The sequence below is a fragment of the Sphingomonas caeni genome (assembly GCF_026013415.1).
In the GTDB taxonomy this organism is placed as follows: Bacteria; Pseudomonadota; Alphaproteobacteria; order Sphingomonadales; family Sphingomonadaceae; genus Sphingomonas; species Sphingomonas caeni.
In genome coordinates, this window is record NZ_JAPDOK010000001.1 from 580,838 (window position 1) to 603,475 (window position 22,638).

At 67.7% G+C, this 22,638-nt stretch carries 28 protein-coding genes; 5 read left to right on the forward strand and 23 right to left on the reverse strand.

Annotated features, from left to right (window positions below):
* Positions 1-33: 33 nt before the first annotated feature.
* From ispG to OF829_RS03145, 3 genes are all read right to left on the reverse strand, one after another.
* A complete protein-coding gene (gene ispG / locus OF829_RS03135) occupies positions 34-1,158 on the reverse strand; it encodes a flavodoxin-dependent (E)-4-hydroxy-3-methylbut-2-enyl-diphosphate synthase (RefSeq protein ID WP_264938487.1) in 1,125 nt (374 codons plus the stop codon).
* A gap of 32 nt (positions 1,159-1,190) precedes the next feature.
* Complete coding sequence (locus OF829_RS03140; RefSeq protein WP_264938488.1) at positions 1,191-2,462, reverse strand: sensor domain-containing phosphodiesterase; 1,272 nt, start codon at positions 2,460-2,462, stop codon at positions 1,191-1,193.
* Positions 2,463-2,545: 83 nt separating this feature from the next.
* A complete protein-coding gene (locus OF829_RS03145; protein ID WP_264938489.1) occupies positions 2,546-3,316 on the reverse strand; it encodes a LytTR family DNA-binding domain-containing protein in 771 nt (256 codons plus the stop codon).
* A gap of 134 nt (positions 3,317-3,450) precedes the next feature.
* Between OF829_RS03145 and OF829_RS03150 the strand changes: the two genes are divergently transcribed.
* The 3 genes from OF829_RS03150 to OF829_RS03160 all read left to right on the forward strand — a co-directional run bounded on the left by OF829_RS03150 (position 3,451) and on the right by OF829_RS03160 (position 6,891).
* Complete coding sequence (locus OF829_RS03150; protein ID WP_264938490.1) at positions 3,451-4,650, forward strand: acyltransferase family protein; 1,200 nt, start codon at positions 3,451-3,453, stop codon at positions 4,648-4,650.
* A complete protein-coding gene (locus OF829_RS03155) occupies positions 4,650-5,633 on the forward strand; it encodes an isoaspartyl peptidase/L-asparaginase family protein (RefSeq protein ID WP_264938492.1) in 984 nt (327 codons plus the stop codon). Before OF829_RS03150 ends, OF829_RS03155 begins: the two co-directional genes overlap by 1 nt.
* 409 nt (positions 5,634-6,042) lie before the next feature.
* On the forward strand, positions 6,043-6,891 hold the full coding sequence (locus tag OF829_RS03160) for a S1/P1 nuclease (protein WP_264938493.1): 849 nt from the start codon (positions 6,043-6,045) through the stop codon (positions 6,889-6,891).
* Here the strand turns inward: OF829_RS03160 and OF829_RS03165 are convergent.
* From OF829_RS03165 to OF829_RS03225, 13 genes are all read right to left on the reverse strand, one after another.
* Entirely contained in the window at positions 6,888-7,847 is a 960-nt protein-coding gene (locus tag OF829_RS03165; RefSeq protein ID WP_264938494.1) for an alpha/beta hydrolase, read from the reverse strand. The two genes, OF829_RS03160 and OF829_RS03165, sit on opposite strands and share 4 nt — an antisense overlap.
* The gene (locus OF829_RS03170; protein WP_264938495.1) at positions 7,844-8,116 is read right to left on the reverse strand and encodes a hypothetical protein; all 273 of its coding nucleotides are present in this window, start codon (positions 8,114-8,116) and stop codon (positions 7,844-7,846) included. Before OF829_RS03170 ends, OF829_RS03165 begins: the two co-directional genes overlap by 4 nt.
* Before the next feature lie 107 nt (positions 8,117-8,223).
* Positions 8,224-8,481: a hypothetical protein gene (locus OF829_RS03175; RefSeq protein ID WP_264938496.1), complete on the reverse strand. Its 258-nt coding sequence runs from the start codon at positions 8,479-8,481 to the stop codon at positions 8,224-8,226.
* 16 nt (positions 8,482-8,497) lie between these two features.
* Positions 8,498-8,809: a PF20097 family protein gene (locus OF829_RS03180; protein WP_319951527.1), complete on the reverse strand. Its 312-nt coding sequence runs from the start codon at positions 8,807-8,809 to the stop codon at positions 8,498-8,500.
* On the reverse strand, positions 8,716-8,919 hold the full coding sequence (locus OF829_RS03185) for a toxin-antitoxin system HicB family antitoxin (protein ID WP_264938498.1): 204 nt from the start codon (positions 8,917-8,919) through the stop codon (positions 8,716-8,718). Before OF829_RS03185 ends, OF829_RS03180 begins: the two co-directional genes overlap by 94 nt.
* Positions 8,920-8,927: 8 nt before the next feature.
* Positions 8,928-9,698 carry an SPFH domain-containing protein gene (locus OF829_RS03190; protein ID WP_406701399.1) on the reverse strand — a complete coding sequence of 257 codons (771 nt, stop codon included), beginning with the start codon at positions 9,696-9,698 and terminating at the stop codon, positions 8,928-8,930.
* Between the two features lie 253 nt (positions 9,699-9,951).
* Positions 9,952-10,461 (reverse strand): peptidoglycan-associated lipoprotein Pal, encoded by a 510-nt coding sequence (gene pal / locus OF829_RS03195; RefSeq protein ID WP_264938500.1) that lies wholly within the window; start codon positions 10,459-10,461, stop codon positions 9,952-9,954.
* A 62-nt stretch (positions 10,462-10,523) separates the two neighbouring features.
* Positions 10,524-11,900, reverse strand: coding sequence for a Tol-Pal system beta propeller repeat protein TolB (gene tolB / locus OF829_RS03200; RefSeq protein WP_264938501.1), 1,377 nt, complete (start codon positions 11,898-11,900; stop codon positions 10,524-10,526).
* Positions 11,901-11,905: 5 nt separating this feature from the next.
* Positions 11,906-12,370, reverse strand: coding sequence for a hypothetical protein (locus tag OF829_RS03205; RefSeq protein WP_264938502.1), 465 nt, complete (start codon positions 12,368-12,370; stop codon positions 11,906-11,908).
* A 6-nt stretch (positions 12,371-12,376) separates the two neighbouring features.
* Positions 12,377-13,174, reverse strand: coding sequence for a hypothetical protein (locus OF829_RS03210; RefSeq protein WP_264938503.1), 798 nt, complete (start codon positions 13,172-13,174; stop codon positions 12,377-12,379).
* Between the two features lie 4 nt (positions 13,175-13,178).
* On the reverse strand, positions 13,179-13,616 hold the full coding sequence (gene tolR / locus OF829_RS03215) for a protein TolR (protein WP_264938504.1): 438 nt from the start codon (positions 13,614-13,616) through the stop codon (positions 13,179-13,181).
* A gap of 6 nt (positions 13,617-13,622) precedes the next feature.
* Complete coding sequence (gene tolQ / locus OF829_RS03220; RefSeq protein WP_264938505.1) at positions 13,623-14,300, reverse strand: protein TolQ; 678 nt, start codon at positions 14,298-14,300, stop codon at positions 13,623-13,625.
* Between the two features lie 7 nt (positions 14,301-14,307).
* On the reverse strand, positions 14,308-14,754 hold the full coding sequence (locus OF829_RS03225; RefSeq protein ID WP_264938506.1) for a YbgC/FadM family acyl-CoA thioesterase: 447 nt from the start codon (positions 14,752-14,754) through the stop codon (positions 14,308-14,310).
* Between the two features lie 83 nt (positions 14,755-14,837).
* Between OF829_RS03225 and OF829_RS03230 the strand changes: the two genes are divergently transcribed.
* Positions 14,838-15,575, forward strand: a complete 738-nt coding sequence (locus tag OF829_RS03230; protein WP_264938507.1) for an ABC transporter ATP-binding protein — start codon at positions 14,838-14,840, stop codon at positions 15,573-15,575.
* Positions 15,576-15,586: 11 nt separating this feature from the next.
* On the forward strand, positions 15,587-17,032 hold the full coding sequence (locus OF829_RS03235) for a hypothetical protein (protein WP_264938508.1): 1,446 nt from the start codon (positions 15,587-15,589) through the stop codon (positions 17,030-17,032).
* A gap of 246 nt (positions 17,033-17,278) precedes the next feature.
* On the opposite strand, the gene ruvB is transcribed toward OF829_RS03235, so the two are convergent.
* The 7 genes from ruvB to OF829_RS03270 form a co-directional block, all read right to left on the reverse strand.
* Positions 17,279-18,301 carry a Holliday junction branch migration DNA helicase RuvB gene (ruvB, locus tag OF829_RS03240; RefSeq protein ID WP_264938509.1) on the reverse strand — a complete coding sequence of 341 codons (1,023 nt, stop codon included), beginning with the start codon at positions 18,299-18,301 and terminating at the stop codon, positions 17,279-17,281.
* Positions 18,298-18,807 (reverse strand): hypothetical protein, encoded by a 510-nt coding sequence (locus tag OF829_RS03245; RefSeq protein ID WP_264938510.1) that lies wholly within the window; start codon positions 18,805-18,807, stop codon positions 18,298-18,300. Before OF829_RS03245 ends, ruvB begins: the two co-directional genes overlap by 4 nt.
* Entirely contained in the window at positions 18,804-19,397 is a 594-nt protein-coding gene (ruvA, locus tag OF829_RS03250) for a Holliday junction branch migration protein RuvA (protein ID WP_264938511.1), read from the reverse strand. The genes OF829_RS03245 and ruvA overlap by 4 nt, the downstream gene beginning before the upstream one ends.
* A gap of 158 nt (positions 19,398-19,555) precedes the next feature.
* On the reverse strand, positions 19,556-20,041 hold the full coding sequence (ruvC, locus tag OF829_RS03255) for a crossover junction endodeoxyribonuclease RuvC (RefSeq protein ID WP_264938512.1): 486 nt from the start codon (positions 20,039-20,041) through the stop codon (positions 19,556-19,558).
* A gap of 151 nt (positions 20,042-20,192) precedes the next feature.
* Positions 20,193-20,936 carry a YebC/PmpR family DNA-binding transcriptional regulator gene (locus OF829_RS03260; protein ID WP_264938513.1) on the reverse strand — a complete coding sequence of 248 codons (744 nt, stop codon included), beginning with the start codon at positions 20,934-20,936 and terminating at the stop codon, positions 20,193-20,195.
* 31 nt (positions 20,937-20,967) lie between these two features.
* The gene (locus OF829_RS03265) at positions 20,968-21,207 is read right to left on the reverse strand and encodes a DUF2312 domain-containing protein (RefSeq protein WP_264938514.1); all 240 of its coding nucleotides are present in this window, start codon (positions 21,205-21,207) and stop codon (positions 20,968-20,970) included.
* Between the two features lie 78 nt (positions 21,208-21,285).
* Entirely contained in the window at positions 21,286-22,620 is a 1,335-nt protein-coding gene (locus OF829_RS03270) for a metal-dependent hydrolase family protein (protein WP_264938515.1), read from the reverse strand.
* Positions 22,621-22,638 lie beyond the last annotated feature (18 nt).

Sequence of the window (22,638 nt, forward strand, 5' to 3'; positions counted from 1 at the left end):
GAAAGACGAGGGGTCGCTTGACGTGCCGCCGAGCTATTCAGCGGCCTCCGCGCTGGTTGCATTCCCCGCCTCGATCTCGGCCGCCTTGGCCTCGACCAGCCTGACGATATGCTCGATCATGTCGGCGTCCTGGACGTGATGGTCGGTGACGCCGCTCAGATAGACCATATGCTTGCCCGCGCCGCCGCCGGTGATGCCGATATCGGTCTCGCGCGCCTCGCCGGGGCCGTTGACCACGCAGCCGAGCACGCTGAGCGACATCGGCGTGCGAATATGCTGGAGCCGCTCCTCGAGCGCCTGCACCGTCCGGATCACATCGAACCCCTGCCGCGCGCAGCTGGGGCAGCTCACCACGCGAACGCCACGGTTGCGGATGCCGAGCGCCTTCAGGATCTCGAAGCCGACGCGCACCTCTTCCTCGGGCTCGGCCGAGAGGCTCACCCGGATCGTATCACCGATCCCGTACCAGAGCAGGCTGCCGATCCCGATCGCGCTCTTCACCGTCCCGCCGACGAACCCGCCCGCCTCGGTGATCCCCAGATGCAGCGGGCAATCGACCTGATCGGCGAGCTGCTGATAGGCGGCGACCGCGAGGAACAGGTCGCTCGCCTTCACCGCGACCTTGAATTCGTGGAAGTCGCGGTCCTGGAGCAGCTTGATATGATCGAGCGCGGATTCGACCAGGGCCTCGGGGCAGGGTTCGCCATATTTTTCGAGCAGATCCTTTTCGAGGCTGCCCGCATTGACCCCGATCCGGATCGCGCAGCCATTGGCCTTGGCCGCATTGACCACCTCGTTCACGCGCTCGGCGGAGCCGATATTGCCCGGATTGATCCGCAGGCACGCGGCGCCCGCATCGGCCGCCTCGAGCGCGCGCTTATAGTGGAAATGGATATCCGCGACGATCGGCACCCGGCTCGCGCGGACGATCTGCTTGAGCGCCGCGGTACTCTCCACATCGGGGCAGGAGACGCGGATGATGTCGACCCCGGCATCCTCGCAGCGGCGGATCTGGTCGATCGTCGCCTTCGCATCGGAGGTCGGCGTATTGGTCATGGTCTGCACCGTCACCGGCGCATCGCCCCCGACAGGGACATTGCCCACCATGATCTGGCGGCAGGATCGACGCGCGATATCGCGCCACGGACGAACGGACATGGCCGCGATATAGCCCTGCGCGGGAGCCGAGGCTAGGCGGCGTCGCGGTGTTTCGGTGCAGGAACCGTGCGTTTTTCGGGTGCGGCCTGCGCACAGCCCAGCATCTGCTGCTGCGCCGCGACCAACGGCATCGGGCGGCTGAACAGATAGCCCTGGCCGTAACTCACGCCGAGATCGCGCAGCACGTCGCGCTCCTCGGTGCGCTCGATCCCTTCGGCGACGAGCCGCGCGCCCACACGCTCCGCAAAACCCACCATCGCGCCCGCCAGCGCGCGCTTCGCGGAATCGCGGTCGATGTCGCGGACCAGGCTCATGTCGAGCTTGAGGATATCGGGCTGGAGCGCGAGGATATGGCGCAGGCTCGAATAGCCCGCCCCGAAATCGTCGATCGCGATCCGCGCATAGGGCCGGAGCGCCGCGAGCGCCGCTTCGAGCGCGGCATAATCCTCGATCCCCGAATGTTCGGTGACCTCGAGCACCAGATTGTCGAGCCGCGATCCGGCGAGCAACGGCAGCAACTCCTCCGACAGCGCGCTCTCGGGCGAGACGTTGATCGACAGATAATGGCCCGGCGGCACATAGGCCGCGGCGGCCAGCGCGTTGCGGATCGCCGCCAGCTCCAGCTCGACGCCCATGCCGACTTCGAACGCATCGTCGAACCATTCGTTGGGCGGCCGCTGCGAGGCATCGACGAAGCGCGCCAGCGCCTCGGCTCCCGCGCTCAGCCCGGTGTCGAGCGAATGGATCGGCTGGAGGAAGATCGCCGGCTGACCTGAATCGATCGCCCCCCGCACCCGCGCGACCAGCCCGTCGCGCCGCGCATCCTGCGCGAGCTGCTGCTCGATCTGGCCGATCGCCAGCTCTGCAAAGGCGCGCACCGTGTTGAGGTCGCGCTCGGTCAGGCTGTAATCGGCGGTCTGGCTGAGGCAGCAGAAGCTGCCATAGACGCTGCCGTCGCGCAGCCGCAGCGGCACGTTGATATGCGCGCCCACCGGCAGCGCCTGGACGATCGGTACCGTCATCGCGAGCTCGTGATCGGGCGCGTTGTGGATCAGCTCGGGCAGCCGGCCCTCGCGCACATAGTGGCAGATGCTGTGCTCGAGCGGCTCGCAATCGCCGGGCCTGGACGGGAGGTCGAGCTCCGAATTGATATGGGTGAATTGCCGCTGATCGCCGACGAAGCGCGAGGCGAAGGCGATGTCCATGCCGAGATGGAGCCGGACGGCCTCGAGGATCGCATCGATCTGCGAGCGGCCCGGCTGCGCCCCGGCGCTGAGAAACCCCGCAAGGGGACTGGCTGACATGGGAATTTCGCCTCCACCCGTTGGGCGCATCATCGGGCCAGTCCCCTTGCGAAAGGGTGAAGACGGCCCGCCCGTACAGGAGGTCACAGCGCCGCGCGATACCGCCGGCTGCCGCGCAATTCGGTGCCGTTCCGCAGCGTCACGGCGAAATCGCCGCTGCGGTCGGTCTCGATCTTCTCGACGGCGGCCTTGCGGACGATGCGGGTGCGGTGGATCCGCGCAAAGCCCGGCCCCAACCGCTCGGCCAAAGCCGCCAGCGTCGAGCGGTGCAGCAAGGTCCGCCCGCCCCAGCTGATCTCGACATAATTGCCCGCCGAGGACGCCCAGTCGATCGCATCGACCGGCACGCGGTGGGTGACGCTCCCGTCGCCGATCAGCAGCACGTCCACCTGCGGCTCGGACACCGGCCGCGCGAGCAGCCACTGCGCGAAGGCGACGAACGCCAGCACCATCAGATAGGTCGCGACGTCCTTGCGATATTCGTAGAGCAATTCCCCCGGCCAATCGCCGAAGTCATAGCTTTGGCCGGTGGCGGCATAGGCGAGCTTCCGGATCGCCACCATCGCCAGCACATGGACCAGCGACACCGGCACCGTCGCCAGCGCATGCAGCCCCGCGGCGACGGGCCAGGTGAAGCGCGGCGGGCGCAAGGCCGCGGCCAGCCACCAGAGCGGCGCGATCAGCGCAATCCAGACCGCGGCGCTGCTGAGCTGCCAGATCCAGACATTCGCCGCACTTTCATGCCGCCCCAGCCGGGCAAAATCCGAGAGCGTCGATTCGACATTCGCGACCGACTGCGCCGCGATGAACAGCAATGCCCCGAGCGCGAGCCACAGGATGCGGCGGCGGCGCACGCCGCTCGTCCCTCTCCACCCGCCGCTCGTCCCAGCCGCTGTTCCGCTCATCCCAGCCTGTCCGCCACCTCGCACAGTTCGATACCGGGCCCGAAGCCACCCCGCTAGCCATCCAGCTATCGACGGAGAGAAATATGGATCGCCATTACGGCATGGACTGGCTCAGGATCGGCGCGTTCGCGCTGCTGATCTTCTATCATATCGGCATGTTCTTCGTGCCCTGGGGCTGGCACGTGAAGACCGCGCACCCGCTCGAATGGGTGACCGTGCCGATGCTCGCGAGCAATGCGTGGCGGCTGCCTTTGCTCTTCCTCGTCTCGGGCTATGCCAGCGCCGCCATGCTTGAAAAAGGAAATGGGCTCGGCAAGGGCGGCGGACTCGGCCGCTTCCTCGGCTCGCGCAGCGCAAGGCTGCTGATCCCGCTGGTCTTCGCCGCGATCGTCATCATCCCGGTCCAGCCCTGGATCGAGCTCCAGTTCAAGCACGGCTACACCGCCGGCTTCTGGCATTTCTGGGCCCACAACTATTTCCGCTTCGGCAAGCTCGACGGGATCGTGATGCCGACCTGGCAGCATCTCTGGTTCGTCGTCTATCTCTGGGTCTACACGCTCGCGCTGGTGCTGCTCCTCGCGGTCACTCCCCGGCGGCTACGGGAATGGCTCACCCGCATCGCCGACCGCGTCTTCGCCGGGCCCGGCGTGCTGCTGGTCCCCATCGCCCTCTTCCTCGTCCATCTCGGCCTCAGCTGGCCCGGACAGGAGGAGACCCACGCGCTGGTCGATGACGGGATGGCGCACCGCATCTATTTCAGCGTCTTCCTGTTCGGCGTGTTCCTCCGCAACGCGCCCCTCACCTGGGAGGCGGTCCGCCGCTGGTGGAAGGCCGCCGCCATCGCCGCGCTGGCGGGGTTTGCCGTGGTCGCCGCGGTCGACCTCAGCCTGCTCGACCCGATCCTGCCCGGCGCCGCGCCCCAGCATGTCCTGTTCGAAGTCGCCCGCATCTTCCAGGGCTGGGGCACCATCGTCGCGCTGATCGGCATCGCCGACCGCTGGTGGAACCGCGATCATCCGCTCCGGGCGATGCTCACCGAGGCGGTTTTCCCCTTCTACATCATCCACCAGACGATCATCGTCGTGACCGGCTGGTACCTGCTCCCCCTCGCTTTGCCCGCGCTCGCCGAGTTCGCCATCCTGCTCCCCGCAACCGTCATCGGCTGCTGGCTATTCTACTGGATCGGCCGGCGCATCGTCCCGCTCCGCCCGCTGATCGGGCTGCGGCTGGCAAGCCCGCAGCGATCTGCTAAGGCGGCGGCGCAACCCCCGGGAGTGCCGTGATGCGCCTCTTCCTTTTGCTGCTCGGAGCCTTGCTGATGTCCTCGCCCGCCAACGCCCAGGTCCGCCCCAAATGGACGCTGGTGATCCATGGCGGCGCCGGGATCATCGAGCGCGACCGCGTCACCCCCGAGCAGGAAACGGGCGTCCGCGCCGGGCTCCAGGCCGCGCTCGACGCGGGAACCAAGGTGCTCGAAGCGGGCGGCAGCGCGGTCGACGCGGTCGAGGCGGCGGTGAAAATCCTCGAGGACGACCCGCACTTCAACGCCGGGCGCGGCGCGGTCTTCACCTGGGACGGCAAGAACGAACTCGATTCGGCGATCATGGACGGCCGCACCCGCGCCGCCGGTGCGGTCGCGGGGAGCACCACCACCCGCCACCCGGTCAGCCTTGCCCGCGCGGTGATGGAGGCGGGCCCGCACGTCATGCTCTCGGGCGCCGGTGCCGACCAGTTCGCGCGCGAGCACGGCCTCGAACAGGTCGACAACAGCTTTTTCGGCACCCCCGAGCGCCGCCGCCAGCTCGAAGTCCTCAAGTCGCAACAGTCCAACTGGTTCGACGTCGATCTGAAGTACGGCACGGTCGGCGCGGTCGCGATGGACATGCACGGCAATGTCGCCGCCGCCACCTCGACCGGCGGGCTCACCGGCAAGCGCTGGGGCCGGATCGGCGATTCCCCGATCATCGGCGCGGGTACCTATGCCGACAACCGCGCCTGCGCGATCTCGGCCACGGGCGCCGGCGAATTCTTCATCCGCGAAGGCGTCGCGCACGAAATCTGCGCGCGCATCCGCTTCAAGGGCGAGACCGCGAAACAGGCCGCCGACACCGTCATGGCCGAGACCAAGGCGCTGGGCGGCAGCGGCGGCGTGATCGTGGTCTCGCCGACCGGCGAGATGGCATGGAGCTTCAACACCCCCGGCATGTACCGCGCCAAGGCGTCGGCGGGCGGTGAACGCGTCATCGCCTTTTACGGCGAGGACTAGCGCGGATCGACATTCGGCCTTCTTGACTCCCCTCCCTGCAAGGGAGGGGTAGGGGGTGGGTGGCGAGCGAAGCGAGCGAGCCGTTCGGTTGAAGCTAAAGAAAAGGCGGGGCATCGAGCGCCGCCTTTTCTCACCCACCCCTAACCCCTCCCTTGCAGGGAGGGGAATCCCGAATGTCGATACAACCTACCCCAGCCCTTGAAATGTTGGATTTCGCCTGCTTGGCTCGCCCAGCCGGAAGCCCGGCCGCTCTTTGACACCGTCGATCCGCGCCGGACGTTGCCGGCATTCCCCTCCGGGACCGTGGAGCGAAAAACACGCATGGGGCTAACTTTCGCCTAACCTTCCACATGCTGGGACGGACGGCTCCCGCTTTCGCCGCGATGCCGACCGGAGTAGGCCTGACGTCATGATTCGTCGCATCCTCCCCCTCCTCGCCGCGCTCGCCGCGCTCCTCCCCTCGCCGGCCATGGCCTATTGGGAGTTCGGCCACGAGACCGTCGCCGCGATCGCCTACAGGAACGTCACCCCGCAGGTGCGCGCCGCGATCGACCGGATGCTCGCCCGCTCCGCGCTGATGCAGACCCCCAAATGCCCCGCGCGCACGATCGAGGAAGCCAGCATCTGGGCCGATTGCATCAAGACGCTGGGCCCGCGCTTCAGCTATGCGTTCAGCTGGCACTATCAGAACGTCAATATCTGCAAGCCCTTCGACCTGAAAGGGGCCTGCAAGGACGGCAATTGCGTCTCGGCGCAGATCGACCGCGACGTGAAGATTTTGAAGGACGCGGGCATTCCCCTGAGCGAACGCATCCAGGCGCTCGCCTTCCTCGTCCATTTCGTCGGCGACCTGCACCAGCCGCTTCACGCGGGCGACCGCGGCGATCTGGGCGGCAACCAGGTCAAGGCGGCCTACGGCATCTACGCGCCCGAGCGCTTCAACCTGCACAGCGTGTGGGACGGCCCCCTCGCCGAGCGCGCGATCACCGACGGCCCCCCCTTGGTCCGCGCCTATAGCGATGCCGAACGTGGCCCGGTGTGGATCGGCACCACCGAGGACTGGAGCCGCGAGAATTGGCAGGTCGCGCACGACTTCGCCTATGCGACCGCGGCCGGGGGCGATCCGTGCGGCCCGCTCCCGCCGCGCGCCGTGCTCGACGATGCGACGATCGCGAAGCTGGTCCCCCCGGCGCGGCTCCAGGTGCTGCGCGGCGGCCTGCGCCTCGCCCGGCTATTGGACGAGGCGCTCGGCTCCTAGCGTTTCACGAACCCGGCGATGGCATCGACCAGAACGGGCGCGGCCGGCAGCGCGGCGTTGCGATAGGTGGCCACGCTTGCCGCGGGCCCGGGTCCCGACGCGATCCGCAGCACATGCGTCATGCCGGGAATGATCGCCAGCTTCGCCCCCGGCGCCGCGGCAGCGAGCGCCTTGGCATCGCCGACCCCGATCTGGATATCGGCATCCCCCTGCACGACGAGCACCGGCAGGTGCAGCTTCGCCGCGAGCGCGGCGGGGTCGTAGCGCATCTGGTCGATCATGAAGTCCTGCACGCTCTCGGGAAAATACTGCCCCAGCGGCGGGGTCAGCGTCGCCGGATCGACATGGCGCCCCGCCTCGAGTGCGTCGATCATCCCCAGCGCGCTGGCGAGGATCGGTGCGTTGGCGGGATTGGCGCGGAACTGCTCGCGCATGATCGTCCCCACCGGGCGGCCCGCCGCCGCGATCAGCACGATGCCGCAAATGCCCTGCGGGTTCTGCGCGGCGATCAGCGTCACCAGCCCGCCTTCGCTATGCCCCGCGATCCAGACGCAGGCGCGCCCGGTGCGCTTGCGCGCCGCCTCGACCCAGGCATGCGCATCGGCGGCATAGTCGGCCATCGTCACCTGATTGGCGTTGGCGATGGCGGCGCCGCTGCCGAACATGCCGCGCTTGTCGATCCGGAGCGTCGCCACGCCGCGCGCGGCCAGCGCCTCGGCGAGCTGGCGATAGGGTCCGCCGGCCACGCCGAGCGGGTTGTTCCCGTCGCGATCGGTCGGCCCCGAGCCCGGGATCAGCAGCACCAGCGGCCCCTTCGGATCGGGATCGAGCAACGTGCCGGCGAGCGGCCCCAGCGGGCCCGGCGCGGCGATCTCGACACCTGCCGGCGCGGTCTGGGCATGGCCCTGGGCGGCGAGGAGCAGCCCGGCAAGCCCGGCGATGAGCGCGCGGATCATCGCCTGGCTCCCCAGCGCCACTTCCACTCCCCGTCGGTCATCGCCCAGCTCAACCGGGTGAAGCCGATCACGAGCGGAACGATCAGCACGAGCAGCAGCAGCCCCCGCGTCGCCGCGAGCCTGGCCACCGGCACCGCCACCGCGACCAGCCCCAGCGTCAACAGCCAGCCCTGCCACGTCACCGGCACCGCGCCCCAGCCGAACAGTTTGGGCCGGAACCAGTAACCCTCGCGCACGCGATACCAGTCGCGGATTTCCTGTCGGGTCATGACACCAGCACTCCCACGCCGACGAGCAATGCGATCGAAAAAGCGCCGATCAGCCAGGGTACGTGCCTGCGATCGGCATAGACGGCGATGAACATCGCGCTTTCCTCCTAGTTATCGTTCCCGCCCGAGCGCGTCTCGGCGGGGATCGAATTTCGATAAGCGGTGACGACGAAGACAGTGGTCAGCGCGGCGATGGCGATGGCCCAGAGATACCAGTGCGGATCCCTGCGCACCGCGGCGAAGGTCGCGATCACCGTGACGAGCACCGCGTAGCCGAGGGTAATCAGCCATCCCATCAGGCCGCTCGGCTGGAGCGAGATGAAGAATCCCGAACCGTAGCGGACGAACCATGCGCCTTCGTTCATTGCGCGTCCTCCTGTCTCAGCCCTTGGCGTAGCTTTCGAGAAAGCCGCACCGGCCGCAGCGCCACGTCTGGATTTCATACCTGGTCTTCTTGCCCAGCTTGACGCCGGTCCACCGGCTCTTCTCGGGGGCGCCTTCGACCCAGATGGCGACCTTGCGCACCGCGCTATCGGTGTGGTCGGGAATGAAGCCTTCGGTCATCGATCCCTGGCATCGGGGGCAGTCGTTCGATCGCATCACTTCGTCTCCTTGGGCGGCCTGCCGCGCTTGGCGCGGACCGGATCCGCAAGCTTGACCCCGCGCCGCCCCAGCGCCTCCCGCAGCAGGCATTCGACCTGGGCGTTGACGCTCCTGAGGTCACTCGCCGCCGCCCGCTCGATCGCGGCGTAGAGCGCGGGATCGAGGCGGAGCGGGAACGCCTTTTTGGGGGGAGCGGACACGGCCGGCCTTACTGGTAAAGCGAGCCCGTGTTCACCACCGGCTGGGTGTCGCGCTCACCGCACAGCACCACCATCAGGTTCGACACCATCGCGGCGCGGCGCTCGTCGTCGAGATGGACGACGTTCTTCTCGCTGAGCATCTCGAGCGCCATCTCGACCATGCCGACCGCGCCCTCGACCAGCGTCTTGCGCGCCGCGACCACCGCCTGCGCCTGCTGGCGCCGCAGCATCGCTCCGGCGATCTCCTGCGCATAGGCGAGGTGCGTGAAGCCGCATTCGTCGACGGTGATCCCGGCGACCTTGAGCCGCGCGATCAGCTCCTGGCGCAGCTCGACGCCCACCTGATCGTGATTGCCGCGCAGCGTGACCTCGAGATGCTCGAAATCGTCGTAAGGGTAGCGCGAGCCGATGGTGCGCACCGCGGCCTCGATCTGGACCATCACGAACGCCTTGTAGTCGTCCACGTCGAACAGCGCCTGCGCGCTGTCGGTCACGCGCCACACCACCTGCGCCGCCATCTCGATCGGGTTGCCGCGCAGATCGTTGACCTTGATCTTGTCCGAAATGATGTTGTTGGCGCGGACCGAGACCTTCTTCTTGCCGATCCACGGCCAGGTCCAGCGCAGCCCGGTGGCGCGGTCAGTGCCCTGGTACGAGCCGAACAGCGTCAGCACGACCGCCTGGTTGGGCTGGAGCAGATAGAAGCCGATCGCGATGAAGACGAAGGAGATCGCGCCGATCAATCCCGTTACGCCCGCACCGGCGTCATAGCCGCTCATTCCGAACCAGATCGTGAGCAGGGGCGCCCCGATCATAACCAACAGCAGCAGGAACAGCATCACATAGCCGCTCATGGTGCTCGCAGGCGCTTCGCTGCTCTGCCTGAGCGCAGGTGTGCCAGTAACGTCCGTCATCTTGACCTCCAGAAATTATGATATCGTATTTATATCGCTTCGAAGGCCACCGCAAGCGGAATCGAAAAGGGGCGAGCCTTGCGGCCCGCCCCTTCGAAAAACCTGCCGATGCAGGGATTTAGTTGATGACGATGGTCACTGCGCGGCGGTTCAGCGCCCAGCTCCGCTCGTCCGAGCCGAGCGCGACCGGGCGCTCCTTGCCATAGCTGATCGTGGTGATTCGGGCTGGCGAGACGCCGCGGGCGGCGAGATAGTTCTTCGCCGCATTGGCGCGGCGGTCGCCCAGCGCGAGGTTGTACTCCCGCGTGCCGCGCTCGTCGCAATGCCCCTCGATTGTGATCCGCGTATTGGGATGCGCGATCAGCCAGCGCGCCTGGCTGTCGAGGATCGAGCGCGCCTCGGGATCGATGTCGTACTGATCGAAGGCGAAGTGGATCGTGTCGCTCGTCACCTCGCGCTTGAACTGCTCGTTGAGCGGGCTGGTATCGGCATCGCCGCTCCCGGTATCCCCGGTGGTGCTGGTAGGGCCATCGCCCGGCGGCAGCACAGTCTCCGGCCGCTTCTTCGTGCACCCCGCGGTGGCGATCAGCGCCACGCCCAGCACGACGCTGGTCAGAATCCTAGCCATACAATCTCCTCCTTGGCTGACTCGGCCCTATCGGGACCCATAACACACCCTCGTGCAACGTTTCAGGGACGAATCGGTCCCCAACTGGGATCGGATCCGTCGAGCGGTGTCGGGATCTTGCGCGAATGCCCCGACAGGTCGACCGACCAGAGATCGGGACGACCCGATCCGCTCGCCGCGCGGAAGAACATCAGCACGCGGCCATTGGGCGCCCAGCTCGGCCCCTCGTCGCCCCAGCTTTCGGTCAGCAGATTCTCGCCGCCGCCGCTCGGGTTCATCACGCCGATGCGAAAGGAACCGCCGCCGGTGCGGGTGAAGGCGATCAGGTCGCCGCGCGGGCTCCAGTTCGGCGTCGCATAGCGGCCGCCGCCAAAGCTGATCCGGTGCTGGTTGCCGCCATTGGCGTCCATCACATAGAGCTGCTGGGTGCCGCCGCGATCGCTTTCGAACACGATCTTGCTGCCATCGGGCGAATAGCTGCCGCCGGTATCGATCCCCGGCGAATTGGTCAGCCGCACCGGGGCGCCGCCGCCGGCGCTCACCCGATAGAGGTCGGTATTGCCCGCGGTCGCCATCGAGAAGAGGATCCAGCGCCCGTCCGGCGAGAAGCGCGGCGCGAAGTTCAGATTGACCTCCTGCACCAGCAACCGCGAGGTCCGCGCACTCATGTCGTAGACATAGATTGCCGGGCGGCGGTTCTCGTAGCCCATATAGACGATCGAGCGCTGGTCCGGGCTGAAGCGCGGGGTGAGCACGATCCGCTGGCCGTTGGTCAGGAAGCGATGATTGGCACCGTCCTGATCCATGATCGCCAGCCGCTTGATACGGCGGTTCTTCGGGCCGGTCTCGGAGATATAGACGACCTGACTGTCGAAATAGGGCCCGTCGCCGGTGAGGCGCGTGTAGATGACGTCAGCGCATTTGTGCGCGGCACGGCGCCATTCGCTGGGCTGCACCTCCCAGCCTTCCCGGATCAGCTGGCGCCGCGCGGCCACGTCATAGACGTAGCAGCCGATCGTCAGCGTGCCGTTGGGATTGGCGCGGACATAGCCCTGCACCAGCGCCTGCGACGAATAGGCACCCCAGCTTTCGTAATCGGGGGCGTTGACTTCGGAATAGGCGATTGGCCGCGCAGCATTGGGGCCGACCGTCTTGAACAGGCCGGTATTGCGCAGATCGTCATCGATGATCGCCGCGAGCTGGCGGCCGAGCGCGTCGGTCGAACCGGCGGGGGTGCCGGCCACCTGGTTGGTCGGCATCACCGGGATGATGATCGGGAGCGCGGATTCGCGTCCACCTTCGAGATCGGTGATCGGCTCGTCATCGCCGTCCTGCCCCGTGGGCGTCGGCGTCGGCACGGGCGTCTGCGCAAGCGCAGGCCCCGCCGTGACCATGAACACCGCCGCGGTGGCGATCGCCAAATATCTACGCATCATCATCTGCCTCAAGCTTTCAACCGGTAACGGAATTTCAGCGAGCGCCAGCCTCGCGGAACATCATAGAGCTCCGGCGGCAATCCCCGGAGTGGCGTGCAGCCGGTGAAAATCGCCTCGACCGCTGCGTCCACCTGCGGAACATAGCGCTGATTGGCCTCGGTCACCCCATTGTGATCCAGAATCCGGAAACTGGCCAGCGATCCGTCCCGATTGAGGTTCAGCTGAACCACAGCGATGATCTCCCCAGCTTCAGGTGCGGGAACGATCTGACGATCGGCGCAGGGCTGCAGTTGACTGCTCACCGACGAGACAATGGTCATCAGCGCAGCGGGGGTCATCGGCCCGATGCTGGCCATCGCCATCTGCGGCCTCGGGGCCGGCCCATCCCGGGAAGACGAGGTCTGGGCGAGCGACGGACCCGAGACCGGCAGGATCGCTGCGATGGCGATTGCCAGGAGGCTGCGCGTCAACATCTGCCCTCAACTATTCAATCGGTAGCGGAATTTCCGCGACTGCCAGCCGCCCGGCACGTCGTAGAGCTCGGGCGGCAGACCCCGTATCGGTGTGCATCCCCGAAAGATCGCCTCGACGGCATCGTCGACCCGGGCAACATAGCGCTCATTCGAGTCATTGGTACCCTCATGGCCGACGATCCGAAGACCCGCGAGGCTGCCGTCGCGATTGAGCCTCAGTTGGACAATGACCCAGATTTGCCGCGCCTCGGGCGCGGGGATCACCTGCTGGTCCGCGCAAGGCTGAACGGCGCGCTTGATCGCCTGTCCCAGGTCCATCTGCGGCTTGCCGGTGGTCGAGGCCTGCGACTGGTTGCCGGTACCGTTGGTCTTCTCCGGGGCCGGGCCGTCATTGGCGGACAGATTGAGGTTCAGCCCCGGGCGCGGCCGGCCGTTCGAATTGGGCTGGGTCTGCTGGTTGGTCCGCTGCCGGTCCGGGCGCTGGCGTTCCGAGGCGTCCGGGTTCGGACGCGGTGGCGCCGGCTTGGGCTGGGTCTCGGGGTCGGGCTGCGGCTCGGGCGGCGCGATCTCGGTATCGGGCGGGGCTTCCTCGCCCGCGCTCGCCGATGCCGGCGGCTGGTCGCTCGGATCGGGCGCGGCGCTGATCAGCCCGACATCGTCGGCCAACGTCACCATGATCGGCGCGTTGGAGGGCACGAACGGCTTGGACGGCCCCTTGGGCGCGAAGAACAGGATCGCCGCGAGCAGTCCGGCATGGCCCACAATCGCCCCGGCCAGCCCGAATATGTCGCGCCGATCGATCACGCCCTCACTTCTTGTCCGGATTGGTGACGAGCGACACGCGATTCAGCCCCGCGCGGTTGAGTTCTCCCATCACCCGCATCACCCTGCCGTAGCCGAGCTGCTGATCGGCGCGCAGGAAGACCAGCGGCGGCTTGCCGTCCGCGCCGCGCTGGCGCCCGACTGCCGCCAACACCTGGCCGAGCTCCGCATCGCTGGTGAGGATGGTGTCGATATAGACGTCGCCCTTGTTGTCGATCGCGATCGTCACCGGCTTCTGCTGGGTGTCGAGCGCCTTGGCCTTGCTTTCGGGCAGGTTCACCGGGACGCCCGCGGTGAGCAGCGGCGCGGTCACCATGAAGATGATCAGCAGGACCAGCATCACGTCGACCAGCGGCGTGACGTTGATCTCGGCCATCGGCGCGCGGCGGCCTTTGCTCTTGTTCGAGGGGAGGTGCATCGCCATCGGCGGCTATGCCTCGTTCTCGAGACGGCGGCTGAGCGTCGCGTGAAAGCCGTCGGCGAAGCGATTGAGCCGCGCCTCGATCCGGTTCACGCCATTGCTATAGATATTGTAGAAAATGACCGCCGGAATGGCCGCGAACAGGCCGATCGCGGTGGCGAACAGCGCCTCGGCAATCCCCGGCGCCACGATCGCGAGCGAGGTGTTCTGCTCCTGCGCGATGCCGATGAAGCTGTTCATGATGCCGAGCACGGTTCCGAACAGGCCGACGAATGGCGTCACCGCGCCCACGGTCGCGAGGAAGTTGAGCTGCCCGGTCAGCCGGTCGATCTCCTGCGCGACCGTCGCGCCCATCGCCGTCGCGAGCCGCTCGCGCGTGCCCTCGCGGTCGATCGCCTTGCCCGAGGTCGAGCGGCGCCATTCGGTGACCCCGGCCGAAAAAACGCGCGCGATGGCCTGGTCGCGGCCCGCGGCGCGCCGGTGGAACTCGTCGATATCGTCGGCCTCGCGATAATCGCCGTCGAACTTCTCGATCGCCTTGCGTGCGGCGCGCAGCCGGAAGCCGAAGCCGATGATGATCGCCCAGCTCCACAGGCTCGCAATGAGGAGCAACCCCATCACCACCTGCACCAGGATATTGGCGTGCAGAAACAGTCCGACCAGCGACAGATTGGGATCGATTTGCATCAGGTGTTCAGCTTCCCTTCCAGACCAAAGGCTCGAACGCCGCCATCCATTCGCGCGGCTGGCGCCGCGGCCGGCCGGAAGGGGAGACGAACGCCGCCTCCACCTCCGCTTCGGTCACTATGGTCTCCCTACGCATGACTCGTTGATGAATATCCACCGATGCGGCGCGCAGGCGCAGCAGCCGGCTGACCACCACCAATTCGTCACCGAGACGCGCCGGCGCGCGGTATTTGATGGCGAGCGAGGCGACCGCATAGGCCCCTTCCCCGCCCTCGTGCGCCGCGCGCTGGTCGATCCCGGCGGCGACGAGCATATCCGAGCGGGCGCGCTCCATGAACCGGAGATAGTTGGCGTGATAGACCACGCCGGTCAGGTCCGTGTCCTCGAAATAGACACGCAGGACAAAATGATGCTCGGGGCCGATGAAGTGGCCGAGGGCTGGCAGGGTGTCCATTCATCACGCCCCTAACCCAGCGAGTCCCGCCGCGAAACCCCATTGGCTCTGGACGAAGCCGTGCCGCGCACTAGGTTCGCCGCATGACCAGCGCGCTTCGCCTCACCGGCATCCACAAGAGGTTCGACAAGCCCGTCATCACCGGGCTCGACCTCGACGTTGCCTCGGGCCAGCTCTATGCGCTGCTCGGCCCCAATGGCGCGGGCAAGACCACGACGTTGCGCATGGCGGTGGGGCTGACCGAGCCCGACCGCGGCGAGATCGAAATCTATGGCATCGACGCGCTCCGCGATCCGCTCGCGACCATGGCGATCACCGCCTGGCTGCCCGACGAGCCGATGCTCTACGACAAGCTGACCCCGTCCGAATATCTCGGCTTCGTCGCGGGGCTGTGGCGCATCCCGCCCAAACAGGCGGCGCCCAAGGCCGAAGAGCTGCTGCGCTGGCTCGAGCTGTGGGACGTGCGCGACACGCGCTGCGAAGGCTTTTCGCGCGGCATGAAGCAGAAGGTCGCGCTCGCGGGCGCGCTGATCCACGATCCCCGCCTGCTGATCCTCGACGAGCCGCTGACCGGCCTCGACGCGGCGATGGCGCGTTCGGTCAAGGATGCGCTCCGCGCCGCGGTCGATCAGGGCAAGACCGTGATCGTCACCACCCATATCCTCGAGGTCGCCGAGCGGCTCGCCGACCGGATCGGGATCATCGCGGGCGGCCGCCTGCTCGCCGAGGGGACATTGGCCGAGTTGCGCGAACTCGCCGGGGGCGAGGACGAGACGCTCGAGGACACCTTCATCCGCCTGACGAGCGCGCCTGCTTCATGATCGGCCGACTGATGGCCCGCTTGCCTGCCGGCAGCTTCGCCTGGCTGGCACTGCACGAGCTGCGGCTGGGCATCCGCAACAGCAGCACCAAGCCCTGGATCCTGCAGCTCGGCATCGCGCTGCTCGTGATCTGGACGCTGATCGGGGTCGGCACCGGACTGTTGCTGCGCGGCATCGAAATCGTGCCGGGCCCCGAAGCCTATGCCGGCGTCACCGTCGCGGCGATCGCGGTGTTCAGCTTCATGGCGACCCAGGGCATGCTCGCCAGCCAGCGCACTTTGTACGAAGCCGGCGATCTCGACCTGCTCTTCTCCGCGCCGATCCGGCCGCGCGTGGTGATCGCCGCCAAGCTCGCCGGGATCATCGCGATGATCGCCTGGACCTATGCGCTGCTGGTGCTGCCGATCGCGATCCCGATCGCCGCGCTGGGCCATCCCGAGCTGTTCGGCGTGCCCGCCCTGCTCGCGGCGCTGGCGCTGGCGGCGGGATGCATCGGGCTGGCGGTCACGCTGATGCTCGCGCGGATCGCGGGGCCCCGCGCGGCGCGGACGGTGGGCCAGATCGCGGCGGCGCTGGCGGGCGGCGCGCTGTTCCTCTTCAGCCAGCTCTGGTCGCATAGCGACGACCGGTCGCGCTCGGGGCTCGGACGGTTGTTCGACCAGATCCTCGCGAGCCGCGCCGCGTCGCACGGGATCGGCGCGCTGCCCGGGCGCGCCGCGTTCGGCGATCCGGTGGCGATCGCGCTGGTGCTCGGCATCGGCGCCGGGCTGTTCCTGCTCGCGACGCTGGGCATGCAGACCTGGTTCCTGTCGAGCTATCGCGCCGGGGGCATGAAGCTGGGCGGCAAGCGCAAGGCGAAGAGCCGGGTGGCCGGGCATTTCCATGCCAGCCTGTTCGCCTCGGTCTTCGCCAAGGAGTGGCGGCTGCTGGCGCGCGATCCCAGTCTCGCCTTCCAGATCGTGTTGCGGCTCATCTATCTGGCGCCCCTGTTCCTCCTCGCCTTCCGCGACAATAGCGGGCTCCCGTTCGGCCCCTCGCTCGCCTTCGGCGGCGTGGTGATCGCGGGCCAGCTCGTCGGCAGCTTCGCCTGGCTGGCGGTCGCGGCGGAGGACACGCCCGACCTGATCGCCATCGCACCGGTGACCAAGGCGGAGGTCGAGCGGGTCAAGCTGCTGGCGGCGCTGGCGATGGCGCTGCCGCTGATCGTGCTGCTGCCGATCGCGATCGCGCTGGAGACGGTGCCGGGCGCGGTGGTGGCGCTGGCGGCGACGATCGCGGCGGGCTGGCTGAGCGGCAAGATCGAGGTCGCCCATGCCGAGCCCGCACCGCGATCCGCCTTCCGCAAGCGCCGGTCGGGATCGTGGATCGCGGGCTTGCTGACCATGATGGTCAGCGTCGGTATCGGCGGCAGCGCCGCGGTCGCGGTCTATTTCCTCGAGCGGCTGCCCGGGCTTTAGGGTCCGGGCTCGATCGCGCACCAGGCTGGACAGTCCCAGCATGTGAAAGGTGACACTAGGGTAACACTTGCCGCGCATGTTTTCCGCCGCGCGGTTCCCGGGAGAAAAGACCTGGTTCGCCGGGTGCGGATCGACAGGGTCAAAGAGCGGCCGGAGCGACCGGCCTAGCGAGCCAAGCAGGCGAAATCCTACATTGCAAGACCTGGGCCCCGATGCGCCCAAGCCAAAGCGAATGGCGTACAGATTCTAGTCGAACAGCCCATCCTGCCCGCCTGCGGGCGGATCGAGTCCGAGATGCTTCCACCCCGCCGGATTGAGGCAGCGCCCGCGCGCCGTCCGCGCGATCAGGCCGATCTGGATGAGATAGGGCTCGATCACCTCCTCGATCGTGTCGCGCGGCTCGCTGAGGCCCGCGGCGAGCGTTTCCACCCCGACCGGACCGCCGCGATAGATATCGGCGATCATCGTGAGGTAGCGCCGGTCCATGCTGTCGAGCCCCAGCCCATCCACTTCGAGCCGGGTAAGCGCGGCATCCGCGACCCTGGCATGAACCGTCTCCTCACCCAGCACATTCGCGAAATCGCGCACCCGGCGCAGCAGCCGCCCGGCGATGCGCGGGGTGCCGCGCGAGCGCCGCGCTATCTCATGCGCGCCATCGGCGGCGACATGGAGATCGAGCAGCGTCGCGGCGCGGGTCACGACCTTTTCGAGTTCGTCGACCGTGTAGAATTGGAGCCGCACCGGAATGCCGAACCGGTCACGCAAGGGCGTGGTGAGCAGCCCCTGCCGCGTCGTCGCGCCGACCAAAGTGAAGCGCGGCAGATCGATCCGCACCGAGCGCGCCGACGGCCCTTCCCCGATCATCAGATCGAGCGCGCGGTCCTCCATCGCCGGATAGAGCACCTCCTCGACCGCAGGCGCGAGCCGGTGGATCTCGTCGATGAAGAGGACGTCGCCGTCCTCGAGATTGGTGAGCAGCGCCGCGAGATCGCCCGACTTGGCGATCACCGGGCCCGAGGTGGCGCGAAACCCCACCCCCATCTCGCGCGCGACGATCTGCGCGAGCGTGGTCTTCCCCAGCCCCGGCGGCCCGAAGAACAGCACATGATCGAGCGCCTCGCCGCGTGCCTTGGCGGCCTGGATGAAAACGCGGAGATTCTCTCTCGCGCCCTTCTGTCCCACGAATTCGTCGAGCGATTTCGGACGCAGCGCCGCGTCGATATCCTCGGGCTTGCGCGCGGGGGCGAGGATGCGGTCGGCGTCGGTCATTGCGAGCCCTGCCCGGTATCGTGCGAGCAGGCAGCAATCTTCGCGACCAGCGAATTCCACCGCGCCTTCTCCGCTTCGGGATAGACGAGCCGAAACGTCACGAACCGGCCACGGCTGAAGCGCGTCCGCTGATAGTAGATCATCGTTCGCCGCGTGCCGGACAGCACGAACCAGTCGCCCCCCTTGGCTTCATAGGTAACGATAACGCCTTCGTTCCTCAGATAGCCCCGCCAGCGCTCGGCGGCGGTGGCGATCGTGTCCTCGAGCGCGTTGTACTCGCCCCATATGATCAGCTCCGTGCCCGCCCCGTTCGAATATCTCCGCCCATCTCCGTTCACCGGATCCTGGCCGACCTGGCGGAACTCGCCCGGAAAGCAGATCGAATATTCGAAGCGCGGATTGACGTAGGTCTGCCACCCCCGCTGCGCGGCAAGCTCAGGGGCGTAGAGCATCGCGCAGAGGACCAGCAGGCCGCGGAAGAGGAGCGCCTGCGCCGAACTGATCACTTCGCCGCCTTTCGAAGCGCCAGCCGCACGAGCGCGTCGAGGCTCGCGCTCGGGCCCAGCTCGTCATTGGCGGCGCTCACCGCACCCGATGCCTCGGCGGGCTTAAACCCGAGATTGAGCAGCGCTGAGACCGCATCGGCCTGCGCGCCGCTGACCGGGGCAATGGCCCCTGCGCCGCCGATCGCGATGCCGCCAGCCTTGTCCTTGAGCTCGTTGGCGATGCGCTGGGCGAGCTTGGGACCGACGCCGCTCGCTCGAGCGATCATCGCGGAATCGCTGCGCGCGATCGCGGTCCGGAGCTCATCGGGGACGAAGATCGAGAGGATCGCCAGCGCGACCTTGGCGCCGACGCCCTGCACCGAGGTCAGCAGCCGGAACCAGTCGCGCTCCTCGGCGCTGGCGAACCCCATCAGCCGGATCGAATCCTCGCTGACCAGCATCTCGGTATGCACCGTGACCTGATCGCCGGTAACGCCGAGCGCCACGAGCGTCTTCGCCGAAGCGCCCACCAGATAGCCGACGCCGTTCACGTCGATCACCGCGTGATCGGCGCCGGTGGCGGCGAGGCGGCCGTGGAGATGCGCGATCATTCGAGCCCTCCAAGAGTCACAAGAGTCATGCTCTTACGCGCGCGTGCGCACGCCCCTGCGCGAAAAACGCGGTTGGGCGTGGCAAAGATCGGGGAGAAAGAGCTGGATGCGCGCATGACCGGTACATAAGCGGAACGGCCGCGCGTAGGAAAGCGATTTCAGCCCGTGCGTCGCGCCGTCGCCAGATGATGCGCGTGACAGATCGCGACCGCGAGCGCGTCGGCGGCGTCGGCGCCGTCGATCTTCACGCCGGGGAGCAGGCGGGCGACCATCGCATGGACCTGGGCCTTTTCCGCAGCCCCGGTCCCGACCACCGCCTTCTTGACGAGCGTCGGGGCGTATTCCCCCACCTCCAGTCCCGCTCGCGCCGCCGCGCAGAGGACGACGCCCCGGGCCTGACCCAGCTTGAGGGTGGACTGGGCATTGGCGTTGACGAACACCTCCTCGCACGCGGCGCCCTGGGGCGCGTGGTCGGCGATCAGCGCGGTCAGCATCGCATCGAGATGCGCGAGGCGGCGGGGGAGCGGGGCCCTGGTGTCGGTGACGAGCCGGCCATTGGCGATGTGGCTCAGGCGGTTGCCCTCGGCGCGGATCAGGCCCCAGCCGGTGGTCCCGAGGCCCGGATCGAGGCCGAGGATGATCACGCTCAAATTCCTCCCCGGAACGGAGAGGGGGACCGCCGCGAAGCGGTGGTGGAGTGGGCCCCGCCCTCCGCAAACGATGCGCGGGTGGAAAGGTGGGCCCCCTCCACCAGCCTGCGGCTGGTCCCCCTCCCCGTTCCGGGGAGGAATTGGATCAACCCAGCCTCTCCATCACGTCGTCGGCGATCTCGTAATTGCCCCATACGGTCTGGACGTCGTCATCGTCGTCGAGCACGTCGAGCAGCTTGAGCAAGGTCGCGGCGTCGGCTTCGTCGACATTGACCATCGTCTGCGGGCGCCAGGCGAGCTTGGCGCTCTCGGCCGCGCCGAGCACCGGCTCGAGCGCCTTGGCGACTTCGTGGAGATCGCCCTGCGCGGTCCAGATCTCATGGCCGTCCTCGGACGAGCTCACATCCTCGGCGCCGGCTTCCAGCGCGGCTTCGAACACCTTGTCCGCATCGCCCGCGCCCGCCGGATAGGCGATCAGCCCCATCCGGTCGAAGCCGTGGCTCACCGATCCGCTCGCGCCCAGATTGCCGCCATTCTTGGCGACCGCGGTGCGCACGTTGGTGGCGGTGCGGTTGCGGTTGTCGGTCAGCGCCTCGATGATCAGCGAGACGCCGCCCGGGCCGAAGCCCTCATAGCGGATCTCCTCGTAATTCTCGGCATCGCCCCGGCTCGCCTTGTCGATCGAGCGCTGGATATTGTCCTTGGGCATCGACTGCGCCTTGGCGGCGTTGACCGCCGCGCGCAGCCGCGGGTTCATGTCCGGATCGGGGAGCCCCATCTTGGCCGCGACGGTGATTTCGCGGCTGAGCTTGGAGAACATGCCCGAGCGCTTCTTATCCTGCGCGCCCTTGCGGTGCATGATGTTCTTGAATTTGGAATGGCCTGCCATGGTCCAACCTTAGATCGATAGGGCGCGGGGCTTAGGCCAGCCCGAGCGCCGCCTTGTAGGTGTCGAGCAGCGCCTCCGCCTCGTCGCGGTGATGCTTCTCCATCTTCCTGAGCTTGACGATCGCGCGCATCGTCTTGGTGTCGAAGCCGGTCGATTTCGCCTCGGCATAGACGTCCTTGATGTCGTCGGCGATGCCCTTCTTCTCTTCCTCCAGCCGCTCGATGCGCTCGATGAAGAGCCGCAATTGTTCGGCCGAGATGCTGTCGCTCATAATGTGTCTTGCCTTCGGATTCGGGATTGAGCCGCGCGTCTAGGCGATCCCCGGCAAGGGCTCAACCTCGCATCAGGGTCATTGGGGCGGGAAAGGCTGGCGCAGCCCGCCAAGCTTGTGGACAACGCCGCGCCGCATCACGAAATCGACATGCTCGAGCCGGGTGACGTCGCTCAGCGGATCGCCCGTCACCGCGATGATGTCCGCCCATTTGCCGGGCTCGATCGAGCCGATCTGGCCCTTGCGGTCGAGCGCGTCGGCTGCGTCGATCGTCGCAGCCCTGATCGCCGCCATCGGGGTCATGCCGGCATTCACCATCAGCGCGAACTCGCGTGCATTCTCACCGTGGCGCGACACGCCGGTATCGGTGCCGAAGGCGATGCGCACCCCCGCGCGGATCGCGCGGCGGTGGCTGTCGATCGCCGCCGCGGCGGCGGCCTCGGCCTTGGGGAGGGTCGCGGGCGGGGTGCGGCCGGCGCGGGCATTGGCGAGCGCGGTCTGGGGGGCGAGCATGGTCGGGACCAGCCACGTGCCGCGCTGCTTCATCAGCGCGATCGTCTCGTCGTCGAGGAAGGTGCCGTGCTCGATCGTGTCGGCCCCGGCGAGCACCGCATTGCGGACGCCCTCGGCGGCATGGGCATGGACCGCGACCTTGCGGCCGAAGCTGTGCGCGGTCTCGACGATCGCGCGCATCTCGTCGGGGGTCATCTGCATGCCCAGCCCCCCGGCGACGTTCGAGAGCACGCCCCCGGTCGCGGCGAACTTGATCACCTGCGCGCCCAGCCCGATCTGCTTGCGGACCGCACGGCGGCAATCGTCGGCGCCGTTGCAGGTGTTGATCTGGCGCTCGGCGATGGCCTCGGCATAGGGCGCGGCGACGCCGTTGGTGCCGTCGCCATGCCCGCCCGAGACCGAGATCATCTGCCCGGCATTGACGACGGTGGGACCGGCGACCGCGCCGCGCTCGATGCCGTCGCGAAGCGCGCGGATCTGGCGCGGATCGCTGCCGAGGTCGCGCACGGTGGTGAACCCCGCCTCGAGATCGAGCCGCGCGCTTTCCTCGCCGATGATCATCTCGTCGCCATCGTCGCGGCTGAGCGCCTCGAGCCGCGCCTTCATCGGATCGCCCTCGTTGAAGAGGTGGACATGCATGTCGATCAGCCCGGGAAGGACGAAGGCGGTGCGCAGGTCGATCAGGCGGGCACCCGCTTCGGGTTCGACGAAGCCGTCGCGGACCTCGGCGATCTTTCCGTCGCGGACGATGATCGTGCTGGGGCCGCGGGGCTTCTCGCCCGGCCGATCGAGCAGGGTGCCGGCCTGGATATAGGTGACCTGGGGCTTGGGGGGTGCGACCTGCGCGAGTGCGGGTACGGCGAACAGCAGCGCGACGGCTGCGATCAGAGTCCTCAGCATTCTCTTCCCCCTGTTCGC

Excerpts from the sequence above, each read along its gene's own strand:
- ispG (WP_264938487.1), bottom strand. The coding sequence starts at position 1,158 with ATGTCCGTTCGTCCGTGGCGCGATATCGCGCGTCGATCCTGCCGCCAG.
- OF829_RS03180 (WP_319951527.1), bottom strand. The coding sequence starts at position 8,809 with ATGCCTGCTGCGGGAGGCGCTGGGGCGGCGCGGGGTCAAGCTTGCGGA.
- tolB (WP_264938501.1), bottom strand. The coding sequence starts at position 11,900 with ATGATGATGCGTAGATATTTGGCGATCGCCACCGCGGCGGTGTTCATG.
- OF829_RS03155 (WP_264938492.1), top strand. The coding sequence starts at position 4,650 with ATGCGCCTCTTCCTTTTGCTGCTCGGAGCCTTGCTGATGTCCTCGCCC.
- OF829_RS03190 (WP_406701399.1), bottom strand. The coding sequence starts at position 9,698 with ATGAGCGGCTATGACGCCGGTGCGGGCGTAACGGGATTGATCGGCGCG.
- OF829_RS03270 (WP_264938515.1), bottom strand. The coding sequence starts at position 22,620 with ATGCTGAGGACTCTGATCGCAGCCGTCGCGCTGCTGTTCGCCGTACCC.
- ruvB (WP_264938509.1), bottom strand. The coding sequence starts at position 18,301 with ATGACCGACGCCGACCGCATCCTCGCCCCCGCGCGCAAGCCCGAGGAT.
- OF829_RS03235 (WP_264938508.1), top strand. The coding sequence starts at position 15,587 with ATGGCCCGCTTGCCTGCCGGCAGCTTCGCCTGGCTGGCACTGCACGAG.
- OF829_RS03205 (WP_264938502.1), bottom strand. The coding sequence starts at position 12,370 with ATGTTGACGCGCAGCCTCCTGGCAATCGCCATCGCAGCGATCCTGCCG.
- OF829_RS03260 (WP_264938513.1), bottom strand. The coding sequence starts at position 20,936 with ATGGCAGGCCATTCCAAATTCAAGAACATCATGCACCGCAAGGGCGCG.
- OF829_RS03140 (WP_264938488.1), bottom strand. The coding sequence starts at position 2,462 with ATGTCAGCCAGTCCCCTTGCGGGGTTTCTCAGCGCCGGGGCGCAGCCG.
- tolQ (WP_264938505.1), bottom strand. The coding sequence starts at position 14,300 with ATGCAAATCGATCCCAATCTGTCGCTGGTCGGACTGTTTCTGCACGCC.
- OF829_RS03170 (WP_264938495.1), bottom strand. The coding sequence starts at position 8,116 with ATGACCCGACAGGAAATCCGCGACTGGTATCGCGTGCGCGAGGGTTAC.
- OF829_RS03225 (WP_264938506.1), bottom strand. The coding sequence starts at position 14,754 with ATGGACACCCTGCCAGCCCTCGGCCACTTCATCGGCCCCGAGCATCAT.
- tolR (WP_264938504.1), bottom strand. The coding sequence starts at position 13,616 with ATGGCGATGCACCTCCCCTCGAACAAGAGCAAAGGCCGCCGCGCGCCG.
- OF829_RS03230 (WP_264938507.1), top strand. The coding sequence starts at position 14,838 with ATGACCAGCGCGCTTCGCCTCACCGGCATCCACAAGAGGTTCGACAAG.
- OF829_RS03150 (WP_264938490.1), top strand. The coding sequence starts at position 3,451 with ATGGATCGCCATTACGGCATGGACTGGCTCAGGATCGGCGCGTTCGCG.
- ruvA (WP_264938511.1), bottom strand. The coding sequence starts at position 19,397 with ATGATCGCGCATCTCCACGGCCGCCTCGCCGCCACCGGCGCCGATCAC.
- OF829_RS03175 (WP_264938496.1), bottom strand. The coding sequence starts at position 8,481 with ATGAACGAAGGCGCATGGTTCGTCCGCTACGGTTCGGGATTCTTCATC.
- OF829_RS03160 (WP_264938493.1), top strand. The coding sequence starts at position 6,043 with ATGATTCGTCGCATCCTCCCCCTCCTCGCCGCGCTCGCCGCGCTCCTC.
- pal (WP_264938500.1), bottom strand. The coding sequence starts at position 10,461 with ATGGCTAGGATTCTGACCAGCGTCGTGCTGGGCGTGGCGCTGATCGCC.
- OF829_RS03265 (WP_264938514.1), bottom strand. The coding sequence starts at position 21,207 with ATGAGCGACAGCATCTCGGCCGAACAATTGCGGCTCTTCATCGAGCGC.
- OF829_RS03165 (WP_264938494.1), bottom strand. The coding sequence starts at position 7,847 with ATGATCCGCGCGCTCATCGCCGGGCTTGCCGGGCTGCTCCTCGCCGCC.